Annotated in this window: 10 protein-coding genes; 1 reads left to right on the forward strand and 9 read right to left on the reverse strand. The window is 37.5% G+C overall.

What is annotated here, in order from left to right:
- Window positions 1-3,423: a helicase-exonuclease AddAB subunit AddB gene (addB, locus tag HNR32_RS11420; RefSeq protein WP_183862777.1), complete on the forward strand. Its 3,423-nt coding sequence runs from the start codon at window positions 1-3 to the stop codon at window positions 3,421-3,423.
- Between the two features lie 57 nt (window positions 3,424-3,480).
- Here the strand turns inward: addB and HNR32_RS11425 are convergent, their stop codons facing one another.
- The 9 genes from HNR32_RS11425 to uppS form a co-directional block, all read right to left on the reverse strand.
- Entirely contained in the window at window positions 3,481-5,268 is a 1,788-nt protein-coding gene (locus HNR32_RS11425; protein WP_183862779.1) for a GGDEF domain-containing protein, read from the reverse strand.
- Between the two features lie 148 nt (window positions 5,269-5,416).
- Window positions 5,417-5,950, reverse strand: a complete 534-nt coding sequence (locus tag HNR32_RS11430; protein WP_183862781.1) for a ferredoxin domain-containing protein — start codon at window positions 5,948-5,950, stop codon at window positions 5,417-5,419.
- A 103-nt stretch (window positions 5,951-6,053) separates the two neighbouring features.
- Window positions 6,054-7,763, reverse strand: coding sequence for a proline--tRNA ligase (locus tag HNR32_RS11435; RefSeq protein WP_183862783.1), 1,710 nt, complete (start codon window positions 7,761-7,763; stop codon window positions 6,054-6,056).
- A gap of 16 nt (window positions 7,764-7,779) precedes the next feature.
- The gene (gene ispG, locus HNR32_RS11440; RefSeq protein ID WP_183862785.1) at window positions 7,780-8,835 is read right to left on the reverse strand and encodes a flavodoxin-dependent (E)-4-hydroxy-3-methylbut-2-enyl-diphosphate synthase; all 1,056 of its coding nucleotides are present in this window, start codon (window positions 8,833-8,835) and stop codon (window positions 7,780-7,782) included.
- A gap of 103 nt (window positions 8,836-8,938) precedes the next feature.
- Window positions 8,939-9,979: an RIP metalloprotease RseP gene (rseP, locus tag HNR32_RS11445; protein ID WP_231038097.1), complete on the reverse strand. Its 1,041-nt coding sequence runs from the start codon at window positions 9,977-9,979 to the stop codon at window positions 8,939-8,941.
- A gap of 26 nt (window positions 9,980-10,005) precedes the next feature.
- Complete coding sequence (locus HNR32_RS11450) at window positions 10,006-11,160, reverse strand: glycosyltransferase family 8 protein (protein ID WP_183862787.1); 1,155 nt, start codon at window positions 11,158-11,160, stop codon at window positions 10,006-10,008.
- Window positions 11,161-11,199: 39 nt separating this feature from the next.
- The gene (locus HNR32_RS11455) at window positions 11,200-12,345 is read right to left on the reverse strand and encodes a 1-deoxy-D-xylulose-5-phosphate reductoisomerase (RefSeq protein ID WP_183862790.1); all 1,146 of its coding nucleotides are present in this window, start codon (window positions 12,343-12,345) and stop codon (window positions 11,200-11,202) included.
- Window positions 12,346-12,389: 44 nt separating this feature from the next.
- Complete coding sequence (locus HNR32_RS11460) at window positions 12,390-13,229, reverse strand: phosphatidate cytidylyltransferase (RefSeq protein WP_183862792.1); 840 nt, start codon at window positions 13,227-13,229, stop codon at window positions 12,390-12,392.
- A 15-nt stretch (window positions 13,230-13,244) separates the two neighbouring features.
- On the reverse strand, window positions 13,245-13,778 hold the full coding sequence (uppS, locus tag HNR32_RS11465; protein ID WP_183862794.1) for a polyprenyl diphosphate synthase: 534 nt from the start codon (window positions 13,776-13,778) through the stop codon (window positions 13,245-13,247).
- Window positions 13,779-13,830 lie beyond the last annotated feature (52 nt).

A 13,830-nucleotide genomic window follows, 5' to 3' on the forward strand; every position in this document is an offset into this window, starting at 1 on the left:
TTGTTGGAGTTTATTCTTGGCCGCAGCGGCACTGGAAAAACCAGCCGCTGTCTTAATGATATAAAAAATATTCTCGAAAAATCACCGGAAGGACCACCGCTTTTCTTGATTCTACCTGAACATATGACTTTTAAAATGGAACGCCGCTTAGCCATGCTGCTAAATGATAATGGCGGTTTTTCGCGTGCCTTTGTCTTTGGCTTTCGTCGTCTCTGCCAATATATATTGACTAAAAGCGGCGGTGCTAATATTCCCCGTATAAATGAGATTGGCAAAAACCTATTATTATCACGTATTATTTTAGAAAATAAACAAAGTCTTACTGCATTAGCTAAGGCTGCCCAGCAAAGAAACTTTACAGCTTCCCTGTCGGCAATTATTGAAGAACTAAAAACCTATGGAATCAGTTCTGCTGATTTGCAGGAGGCTGCACTAACTACAAATGATGAATCCCTGCAGCAAAAACTCACTGATCTGGCTTTATTGTATAATGCCTTCAACCAGACGACTGCAGACCGCTATAATGATAATGAGGATATTTTAGCACTTACCACAAAAAAAATTCTTGCGGCTGACTGGCTGCAAAATTGTGAAATCTGGATTGATGGCTTTGTATTTTTTAATCCGCAGGAACTTGCCTTATTGCAACAATTATTTAGTAAAGCCGACAATATCCATATCACATTATGTATTGATGATTTAAAGGCCAACAGTTCCGAAGCTGCACTTTTTCATCGCCAATACCGCAGTTTTGAGGATATTACTGATCTATGCAACAAGCTTAATATTCCTACCAATCAAGTTTATTTAAAGCAAGCCATGCGCTTTTTAAGTCCCGCCCAAAAGACAATAGAAGAAAAAATGTTTGTACTGCCATTACAAGAGCCTGCTGCTGATGCTGCCGGCATTAAAATTGCCGAAGCTGCCAATCGCCGCTTAGAAGCTGAAGCCGCCGTAATTGATATAGTCCGTTTATGCCGTGAAGAAAATTACCAGTATAACGATATTGGCATTATAATTCGTGAACCAGCTTATAATGGCATTCTGCAAGCAATACTGCAGGATTATAAGATTCCTTTTTTTAGTGACAATAAACGTCTGTTTGTGCATCATCCCTTAGCTGAATTACTGCGTTCATGCTTGGAAGCCATCCGCACCTGGCAATATGAACCACTATTACGCTGTTTCAAAACTGATTTTTTCGATGTCACCCGTGATGACATTGATATTCTAGAAAACTATGTACTTGAATTTGGCATTAAAGGCAAAAAAATATGGCTTAGTGAAAGTGACTGGATATTTTGCCAGCAAAGTTTTAATGAAGCATTATCCGTACAGGACGATGAATATCTCGAAAAAATAAATAACATTCGCCGTCAACTGCTTCCACCATTAGCTGAGCTTACTGATAATCTTGCAAATGCACAAAATATTCAGGACTACACTTATAGCCTGTATAACTTTCTTATGGCTTTAAATGTTCCGGAAAAATTAGCCTTATGGCAAAAAACGGCAGAAGATAATGGTGAACTGGCAATTGCCAAGGAACACGAACAGATTTGGCAGGATACTATTGATTTACTGGACCAGCTTGTAGATACATGTGGCAGCGAAGAACTATCCCTAAAGGAATATCTGCATTTATTAAATGACGGCTTAGATGCCCTGCAGATATCACTTATTCCTCCCGGTCTTGATTATATTACCATTGCTTCTTTTGAACAAAACAGTCTGGAAAATAAAAATGCTGTATATATATTAGGTACCAATGAAGGCATTATGCCTAAACGTTCTAAACCGGAAGGTCTTTTAAGTGATTCTGACCGTTTATATTTATCTGATAAAGGTTTATCACTTTCCATCACTGTCAACGATGATAATTTCTTTGAAAATTTCTTATTATATAAAGCCTTTACTTTATCACGCAAATATACTTGGATATCTTATGCCTTAGCTGATGCCGAAGGCAGTGCCCTAAATAAATCAATGCTCATTGACAGACTCTATACGCTGCTGCCACTATCCAAAGCACAAAAAATTTCTATACTATTGGAAAATTATTCCGATGATAGTGAAAAACGTCGTGTCGTTACACCGCGCCGCAGTATTTCTTATCTTACAGCCGCCCTGCGTCAATATCGTGAAAAAAATACTTTAGCCTCATTTTGGTTTGATGTTTATAACTGGCTGCTTGAACATCAGGAATATCATCATTTCCTAAAAACTGCCTTAGCCGGACTTTTTGCTCAGGCACCTAAAGCTTTTTTGCCACCTGAAATAGCTACTGCCATTTATAGTTCACAAGGAACATTAAAAGGCAGTGTTACACGCTTTGAGCAATTTCATAGCTGCCCATTTAAACATTTTGCCCGTTATGCCTTAAAACTTACTGAACGAGCTGAATTTAATTTTGCGGCGCCCGACCGCGGTATGCTGCTACATGAAACCATGCGCCGTTTTGGTGAAACTTTATTAGAAAAAAACCTTCACTGGAGTGAAATCAGCGCTGAAGAACGTCACGATTTATGCCAGCAAATAGTAAACGACTTATCCCCGCAGCTGCAAAACCAAATTCTCCTAAGCAATCGCCAGTATGAGCATTTAACCCAGCGTATTGCCCAAACAGCTGAACAAGCCATCGAACGACTATGTAATTTTTCCCGCCACAGTGAATTTTCTCCTATCGCTATGGAAAAAACTTTTGGCAGTGGTACCAATGCCCTGCCGCCATTAATTTATGACTTGGATAATAATCAAAAAATAAGTATCTCCGGTCAAATTGATAGAATCGATAGTGAACAAAGCGGCCGTTATTTTCTTATTATTGATTATAAATCCGGCAATGCCTATATTAATCTTAGTGAAGTGTATTACGGACTAAAATTACAGCTGTTAACTTATATGCTGGTTGTACAAAACGCTGCTGAATATTTACAGCTGGCTGCTTCAGCTATACCAGCCGGTATTTTATACTGTTTTTTAAAAACGACCATGCTGACCTTTAATAAGGAAATGAATCAATCTGAAATACAGCAGCAAATAATTAAGCAAATGCGTATGCCCGGCTGGATTTTACTTGATACTGATGTCATAAAAAAAATTGATGATTCAGCTACATTTATAAAAGTCAATTTCAATAAAAATGGTTCTTTAAGCAAAGCCAGTCTTCCCCATGTTAAAACGGAAGAAGAATTTTATGCCCTGCTTAAATATATGGATAAAATGCTTATCAACACCGGCAATCGTATCCTGACAGGGGACAGTGCTATTACACCTTATAAAATGAAGCAAAAAACCGCCTGCATGTTCTGCCCTTATATCGCTTTGTGCCGCTTTGACATCTCTGTTCCCGGCTACAAATATAATGAACTTGCTGATCAAAAAGACGAAGTTATCATCGAACGGATAAAAACCGAATCATAAATGCAAAAAACAGTAATTAATTTACCTGTGAGTAATTAATTACTGTTTTTTATACTATTAGTTTTCCCGCGAATCAGTTTCCAATACTTTATCACAGCATTCTCTAACTACAAAAGCACTTTCATGTATTGTCTTGCATTCTTTTTTTATTGCGGCCGCTTTCGATGCCAAAATTGTAGAAGTCAGTCCGATTTTGTTTTCTACCTTTAATACCGCCAATGATATCGTCATTAACGGAAATTTTTCTACCTCACCACTGCGATTTTTAGCAATAATATACTTTCTTTGCCTATGGGTGGAAGAATAAAAATTAGGTACCTCTTTATCAAATTCTTCTATAATCCAGTTACATACATCTTCAATTTTTTCAACTGGTATAAAAATTATAAAATCATCGCCGCCAATATGTCCAAGAAAAAATTTATTATTATTCTTTATTGCTGCCTGATGCAGCAATTTTGCCGTTGCAATAAGTATATTATCGCCCGCCTCAAACCCATAGATATCATTATATACCTTAAAATTATCGATATCGACGTAAATTATCGCAAAAGGCGCTGGTGTTTTTAAATGATGTGCCAGAGTCCACTCAATGACATTGTTGCCGGGCAGACCAGTCAATGGATTGGCATGACGAGCTCGATTAAGTTCAAGCTTAGTTGTAACTTCCAATAGTTTTTTTATTGTTACTGTTCCATAATATTTATTATGTTTTACTATTATTATTGAATCATATGTATGTTTGGTATCACGATTTAGGGCTTGGGCCGCCGTTTCTTCAATTGAAGTCTTATAATCTATTATTAAAGGATTTTTTTTCATCAGTAATTTTATCGGTCGATTGCTGTAAAGAGCTATGCCATATTTAGTCGCCAATTGCTGAAAAAAAATATTATGATTGAGCAGTCCTATGGGAATCTCATTTTCGACAATAATCACATCCAGTGGTTCCTGCATTGAATTCAAATAATCAATGATTACCTGTCCCTGCGTTTCAGCTGAAAAAGTCGTCTGGCATGAAGCTATTTCCCCAATAGTCATATTAAGTAATGTATTAGTACGAAAATTTTCTTTTTCTTTATGTAATTTTACAATATGATATTTTATGTTTTCAGCAATAAGTTCTATTTCCGGCTTAGGTTTTCCCAAATAAAACCCCTGTCCATAATCTATGCCCAGCTCTATCAAGATATCAATTTCTTCAGGCCGTTCAATGCCTTCAGCAATAATTTTTATATTTGCGGCATGGGCAAAAGATGCTAATGCTTTTACAATAGACTTGCCTATATAATTTTTATCAATATCCTTTACCAGTCCAATATCAATTTTAATAAACTGCGGTGATATCTGAGCCAGCAAATTGAGTCCACTGTAGCCTGATCCTACATCATCTATGGCTATTTTATAATTTTGACACTGATAATTATTAAGCACTGAGCAAAAAGATTTATAATCATTTATCGTTGTCTTTTCACTTATTTCAAAGACAATACTATTAGGGCTTAAATCGCATTTTTTGAGGAATTCAGCAGTAGAACCCTGATGGAATTTTTCATCATACATAATTTTGGCATCGACATTTAAAAATAATTTGCAGCTGCCTAGCTTATCTTTCGCATATTCGATAGCCATGCTGCGGCATAAATAGTCAAGTTCCCATGATACATTTTCTTTGTCAGCAATAGCAAACAGCTTATCGGGTCTCTCCAGACAGCTGTTTTTAGGTCCGCGGCTTAAAGCTTCATAGGCGAAAACAGAACCATCTTTTAAATCAACTATCGGTTGATATACCGGTGTAATTAGTTTATTTTTCAAAATTAATTTCAACTCTTTACGTTCCTTCAAAAAAACAACTCCTCTAGTAATCTCATAATAATTCTAACAAAAAATTATTATCGTTTTATTAAGAATATGTTATTTATCAGAAAAATAAATAATAATTACATCAAAAAAAGTTTACTGCTATATATGACAGTAAACTTTCCTATATCTTTCATTTTCTATCAAAAAATGGTGACTTGCCTTTTACAGCTAATGCTATACCGATTACCTGCCTAGCAGTTCCGCCTAAAAATCTTAAATTCATTGCTGCCTTGCCCACCGAAAACATAATGCGATTATCTATTCTACTGTCTGCTGCCAAGGAAGCAGCAGAACCAGCAGCAATCCCTAAATCCATAGGATCGTAAGCACAAAGTGCGCCATTGGATAAAACTTCCTGACAGTTTTTGAAGTTACAGTAACCGCATACTTCATTTAATCCACGTACACTTAGTCTTGTACCAAGTAATACTACAGCTCCTGCAGCCCTGATACATTTAGCATCACGTTCAAAAAATGGCATTTCATATTCTTTACCAATATTTTCCATTTCTTCGGCTAATTTATTTTTTTCCTCATCAGTAACAATGCCTGTCAATAAATGATCGATACCACGTGTTTTGGGTGCCGTACGCGCTGCTGCACACATTTTTTCTGCTGCCTGCAGTATCGCCTTTTCTTCCGCTTCAATTCCCATAATAAGCATTTATTTTTCTCCTTTATATTCCATAAGCAATTACTATTGTACATCATATATTATTAATCGAATATTATTATACGTTATTATCTGTAACATTGCAAAATTAATATCAAAGATCCTGCAATAATTCCTGAACTTTTACTAAATAATTTTCTTTAGTAAAATTAAATATTTCACCAGTTTTACGTACTTTGGTTTCAATATTATCTTCATTAATAGCTTTAGGCCCAATTGTTATTCGAACCGGATAACCAATAAGGTCAGCATCTTTAAATTTAACGCCAGCACGTTCTTTACGGTCATCTAATAATACATCAACATGAGCATTTTTCAAAGCCTGATATATTGTTTCAGCTAATTCCATCTGTGCTTCATCTTTCGCATTAATCGGCACAATTGCTACTTCATACGGAGCAATTGCTTTTGGCCAGATTATACCGTTTTCATCATGCAGTTGTTCAATGGCAGCCGACATCGTACGACTTACACCAATACCATAGCATCCCATAACAAATGGTTTTTCGCGGCCATTTTCATCTAAGAATCCAGCATGCATAGCATTGGAATATTTTGTTCCCAGCTTAAATACCTGACCTATTTCAATACCGCGGGTAATTTCTACCGGCGCACCGCAATGTGGGCATGGGTCCCCAGCTGCGATAAGACGAATATCTTTAACAATAGCTTCACCAAAATCACGCTGAGGGTTGGCATTTATATAATGTTTATCAGCTTCATTAGCACCACAGCAAGCATTTTTCATTGCCATTACGCTTTGGTCAACAACAACGACTGCTTTTTTTCTATCCAAACCAATCGGACTCATAAACCCAGCTACACCGCCAGCAGCTGTAATAACATTTTCATCGGCCATACGCAAACTTACAGCTTCAACCGCATTTTGCAGTTTAACTTCATTTACTTCATGGTCACCTCTGACAAAAGCACAGATAAGTCTATCATGCTCATCTTCAAAAGCCACGGCTTTAATGCTTTTTTCAATCGGTAAATTCAAATATTCAATAACAGCTTCAATAGTTTTAGTATCAGGTGTAGCAACTTTTTCTAAAGCTAATTCAGTTTCAGCTGGAGCTTCAATTAATGCCAGCTCTGCTTTTTCATTATTAGCGGCATAATCGCATTTGGTGCAGACAGCAATTTCTGATTCACCAGTTTGAGCCAATGCCGTAAATTCATGGGTATTACTACCGCCAATAGCTCCGCCATCAGCTTCAACCGGACGGAACACCAAGCCGCAGCGATTAAAGATATTAGTATAGGCATCATACATTTTCTGGTAAGAAATATCTAAGCCAGATTCATCTTTATCAAAAGAATATAAATCCTTCATAATAAATTCACGGCCACGCATTAAACCAAAACGTGGTCTAATTTCATCGCGATATTTATTTTGGATTTGGTAAAGCAATACCGGCAGCTGTTTATAAGAACGAATTTCATTGCGTACCAAATCGGTAATTATTTCTTCATGTGTCGGCCCAAGGCAAAATTCACGACCATGACGGTCATTTACTTTAAACATTTCATCACCGAAAACTTCCCAGCGGCCTGATTCTTTCCAGAGTTCTGATGGCTGCATAATTGGCATAGCAATTTCCTGTCCACCGGCAGCATCCATTTCTTCGCGGATAATCTGTTCAATTTTGCGCAAGGTGCGCCAAGCCAATGGTAAATATGTATAAACACCACCAGCGGCTTTTCTGATAAAGCCGGCTCTAAGCATCAGCTGATGACTTGGAATTTCAGCTTCTGCCGGTACTTCACGTAATGTTGGTGCATAAAGATTTGATGCGTACAATTAAAAAACCCCTCTTTTATATCAATTTATCGATTTCTGCAAATAATGCCTGTACCAATTCATTTTCCGGTACTTTTCTTATAATTTGTCCCTTGCTGAACAATAGTCCTTCACCCTTACCACCAGCAATACCTAAATCCGCATCGCGAGCTTCGCCGGGACCATTTACAATGCAGCCCATAACAGCAACCTTTATCGGCTTTTTAATCGCCTGCAGTTTTTCTTCAACCTGCCCGGCTATCTGCGGCAGATCAATATTGCAGCGGCCGCAGGTTGGACACGATACCAGCGTCGGGCCATATTCTCTTAATCCCAGTGATTTTAAGATCTCATTAGCAACCTTGACTTCATTTACAGGATTTCCTGTAAGCGAAATTCTAAAAGTATCACCAATACCTTCTGCTAATAATGCGCCAATTCCCACGGCTGATTTTATTATGCCGGTGTTTACCGTACCTGCTTCAGTTATGCCTAAGTGCAGCGGATAATCCACTGTCTGGCTCATCAAGCGGTAAGCATCAATAGTAAGCGGCACATCATGGGCTTTTAGTGAAATTTTAATATCATTGAAATCCTGTCTTTCTAAAATATGTACATGCTGCATAGCACTTTCCACTAAAGCTTCCGCCGTAATTCCATTATATTTTTCCAGCAATTGCTTATCAAGGGAACCGGCATTTACCCCAATGCGAATTGGAATATTTTTAGCTTTGGCTGCCTGAACAACTTTTTTGACCCTGTCTTCATCACCGATATTACCGGGATTTATTCGAAGTGCGTCTATTCCCTGCTCAATAGCCTTTAATGCCAAGCGGTAATCAAAATGAATATCCGCTATAAGCGGAACATCTACAGCATTTTTTATGTTAAAGATATTTTCAGCAGCAACCATATCAGGGACTGCGACTCGTACAATATCACAGCCCGCTGCCAGTAATTGTTTAATTTGTTCAACTGTAGCAGTGGTATCGTCTGTTTTGGTATTGGTCATAGATTGGACTGAAATAGGTGCTCCACCGCCAATTTTTATCTTACCGATAGAAATTGACCGAGTGTTTTTTCTTTTTATCATAAACCATCTAACCTTTTATTAAAATTTTATCTTATGACTAAGCCGCTCTTTACACAAATAATGGGGCAGTGTAAAGAGCGGTTAGTTTTAAATCATCTTCTATTTATCCAAATAAACGAGAGAAATCCTGTGCTGTAGCAAAGAACATCAGCATCAATAATAAGGCTAATCCCACAAACTGCGATTTTCTCATAAGCTCAGGACTAAGCGGTTTACCACGCAATGCTTCAATCAATAAAGTAAAGAAATGTCCGCCATCAAGTGCCGGTACCGGCAAAAGATTTATTATACCTAAATTTATACTCAATAAAATCATTATATTAAGTACTGATTTAAAGCCCATCTCAGCCGCCTGTCCAATAATGGTGGCCACACCTATTGGTCCTGCCAAATCAGCATGAACACTTCCTGTTATCATTCCCACAAGTGAACTGATCATTGTATAGATTATATAAAAAAGCTGCTTACCGGCTAAAACAAATGATTCACCTAAACCTACCGGAGTTGTACTAGTTGCAGCAATAACGCCTACCATAGCCTGCTTAGAACTGCTATCATATTCCGGTATAAGATTAGCTTCGTGTTCTTTATCAGCACGTATATATTTTATCTCTAACACCTTGCCATCAGATACTTTTATTACAGAAGCAAAATCCTGCCAGGTAGCTATTTTTTTACCATCAATAGCCACTATTTTATCACCAGCCTGTAACCCCGCCTGTGCTGCTGGTTTTTGATCAACAACACCACCTAAGACAGCCTCTTTGACTGGAGCCTGTATACCAGAACTAAATAATAGTCCAACAATTAGCACATAAGCCAAAACTATGTTCATCAATGCGCCTGCCACGATAACTATCATTCGCTGCCATACAGGTTTTGCCCAATAAGCTCTATCGCCGGCATCCTTGTCATCCTGTTCCATACCAGAGATTTTATTAAATCCGCCAAGCGGTATCCCACGTATTGAATATTCAGTTTCGCCATAACGAAAACTTACAAGTTTGGGACCAAAACCAATAGCAAATTCATCAACCCGCATCCCAGTAAGCTTAGCTGTAATAAAATGGCCCAATTCATGCACCAGCACGAGAATTCCAAACACTACTACTACTGCTACCAGCATTGTTATACTAACACCCATATATTTCCTCCATCATAAATAAAACATCAATATACTTTTTCTAAAAACTCAGCTGCACTGGGCCATGCTAATTTTACCGCCTGCAGCACCTGACGCAGCATTTCTCCATTATGACCATTATTATGTCCCTGCTTGATTTCAAGCAGCAGCTCATCATAGCGGCGTATTTTTTGCGCAGTATTAAGTTTACTTGATTTAGCTAAAAATTTACTAATCTGCAGAAAATATTCTACATATTTTTTATATTTTTTATCTCTTTTCATTGCCATCATAGTAAAAATTATTTCATTTATTGTTACCGGTTCTATTGCTTTTACACTACAAGGCGCCTCATCGGCATAAACAAAATAGACATCCTGTAATGCTCGATATAGATTATTATTATATCCATCATCTGCTGCCCTGTACCATAGCTGCCAAGGCTTAACATCACCACAAAAATGCCATATGATATCCTGTTCATAGCCTTTATACCAAGGATATGCGGGAGACAACAATCTGTTATAACGACCATCCAAATGATAAAATTCACCATTTAAAGCACAACTAACAGCTTCTTCAATATTATTTATATCATTTTGCTGAGCAAATGTCATTATTTTTTTTCGCAGCTGCCGTCTTTTATATTTATCCATATCTACCAATAAAAATCCGGCATTTAGAAAAATATTGCTGAACTTAAACGGAACAACATTTTTCTCATTATCAACCTTGTAAATTTTCATCAGTTCATCATCGCTGACTGATACAGCCCCAATAGCTCTATCTCTTAAATTGATAAACGCTACTGCGTTTATATTGCCAACACAGAGACTATCGGCATCAATATAAATTATACGCAACAAATCTTCCGGCAGTATTTCATCTATATATAAACGCATATACTGCACCCAATTTTTGCTGCCGCCCAGCAATTGCTGACACTCTTTTTCATATGGAGCAAATGGATATAAACAAATTTTTATGTTCGCATATTTTTGTTCAAGCTGCTGTATTTTTTTAAGTTCAGCTAAAGAAGTATCACTGCCGTAAATAATATGAACAGCTATTTTCTCACTAAGATTGTTTAAGATTAACGACGTCAATGATACTGCCATATATAATATATATTTATTGTCCGTACAATATACTACATTGATTGAATCTTTTTTTATTTTAACAGCATTATCAGGTTGCGTCATTTTCTCAGCCTCCACCTTAGTTTTTGTAATGTCTTAGTGCTATTTTATCAGATTTTTGGCAAAAAAACGAGTCTCTTCGTCAACAGCAAAGAAAGTTTCTGCTGTAGGGGCGTAGTCAACCTGATGACTTTGCATGGCTTCTTCAATAATATTATATATATCGAGAAATTTTATCTTATTATGTAAAAAGGCATCAACAGCTATTTCATTAGCTGCATTTAAAACACACGGCATAGTTCCGCCTATTTTTCCGGCATTATAAGCTAAGTCTATGCCCCGGAAAGTCTGCGTATCTGGTTTTTCAAATGTAAGATTTGGCATATTCCAAAAATCAAGCTTTTTCGCCTGTAAATTTATACGTTCCGGATAAGTCAGAGCGTATTGAATTGGCAGTCGCATATCTGTAGAACCCAGCTGAGCCATAACAGTTCCATCAATATATTCCACCATCGAATGGAGAATACTCTGCGGATGCACCACTACCTGAATTTTTTCATAAGGCATATTATACAGCCAATGCGCTTCAATAATTTCCAGTCCTTTATTGACTAAAGATGCACTATCAATAGTAATTTTCTGTCCCATCGACCATGTAGGATGAGCTAGACAGTCCGCGACACCAGCATTTAATAAATCAGCAGTTTTTTGGCCGCGAAAAGGACCGCCTGATGCTGTGAGCAGTAATTTTTCTATCTTTTCGCGTTCATTCCCCTGCAAACATTGAAAAATAGCACAATGCTCACTGTCAACCGGTAATATTGCCACGTTTTTTTCCTGAGCTTTTGCCATTACTAGTTCACCGGCTACCACCAAGGTTTCTTTATTGGCCAGAGCTATATTCTTCCCGGCCTCAATTGCTGCTAATGTTGGTCTTAATCCGGCAAAGCCCATAAGCGAGGTAACTACTGTATCAATCTCGGGTAAAGTAGCCGCTATAATAAGACCTGCATCAGCTGCCATAATTTTTGTTTTGCCACTATAACGCTTTTGCAGTCTTTTGGCAGCAGCCTCATCATATAAAACAGCTAATTGTGGTTTAAATTCATTTATCTGTGCTTCGAGTAATTCGTCATTACAATTAGCTGCTATTGCTTCAACTCTAAATAAATCAGGATGCTGACGGACTACTGATAAAGTCTGCGTGCCAATTGAGCCAGTTGACCCCAGTATAGAAATTTTCTTCATATATAATCCTTCCAAGATATTATGCCTTGTAATTTATAAATTATTTATTGTATAAAATATTTATGTAAAAAAACATAAAAATAATAGACAAATGGTGCTGTAAATAACAAACTGTCAAACCTATCCAGCACACCGCCATGGCCAGGAATAAGATTGCCTGAGTCTTTTATGCCCGTATAACGCTTAATTATTGATTCTGCTAAATCACCAATAGTCGCTATAATCGCTATCATTGCTCCCAAAATAAACATGGGCCATACTGCAAAACCAAAATATGCACCGGCAACGCCAACGGCACAAACAGTGCCGATTATTCCACCAATAAGTCCTTCTACTGTTTTTTTCGGACTTACCTGTGGACATAATTTATGCCGGCCTAATAAATACCCACTGAAATAAGCGAACGTATCACTGGCCCATGTACCAATAAGCGTCAGCCATAATAAGGCACAGCCTAATGACAGTCCCTGCGGTGTTGCATAATCAGATATTAAGCCCAGCCGCATCTGCAATAAATAATAAAAGCCGTTGCCTATATAAAAAATCCCCATAAGTGTAACAGCTGCCTGCACAGGTGAAAATTTTTCATGATATAGAACCATTTTTATCAAAAATACTATTACTATAATTGTCATCACTGGCATAAAAAAACTTACTGGCATATTATCTATAATTATACTGCCGCTTAAAGTAAGACAGATTACTGCCAGCATTCCCAAATATAAAGAAATATTCAGCTGTTTATTCTTAAAAGCACGAACATATTCCAGCCAGCCCAGTGCTGCCAAAACCGCCAGGCAAAGCGTAAATAACACGCCTCCTGTCATTATTAAAAAGAAAGTAATCGCAATCCCCACGATACCCGATACTATTCTAGTCAGCAAAATCGACACCTCATATTATTCTGCGTTTAATCCACCAAATCTGCGATCACGCTTTTGATATTCCCTAATTATATCAACAAAATTTTCTGGGGTAAACTCCGGCCAGTTATAATTAGTAAAAAATAACTCAGCATAAGCACACTGCCATAAAAGAAAATTACTTATGCGCATGTCCCCGCCAGTTCTCAGCAGTAAATCCACTGCCGGCTGCTGCCCTGTATATAAATTATCATCAATAAATTGTTCATCGATATCCTGCACTGTAATTTTATTATCAACAATCTCCTGCGCTATATTTTGCACAGCGGCTGTTATTTCGGCACGGCCGCCATAATTTACAGCAATATTTAAATGCAGACCAGTATTATTCATCGTTTTATTTCTTGCACTGTCTATCTGTTTTTGTAAACTAATAGATAATGCCTTTATATCACCTATAAAATTTAAGCAAACATTATTGGCATGCATTTCTTCTATTTCTGATTGCAGATAACGGGAAAACAATTTCCTGAACCTCCCACGACTAAAGTCGCGGGGTTCCTGCTTCATAGATAGTTGCGCAAAAAACACGTCTTACATTATCTCCACAGGCTATCCCCGT

This window comes from Pectinatus brassicae (assembly GCF_014201835.1).
Lineage (GTDB): Bacteria > Bacillota > Negativicutes > Selenomonadales > Selenomonadaceae > Pectinatus > Pectinatus brassicae.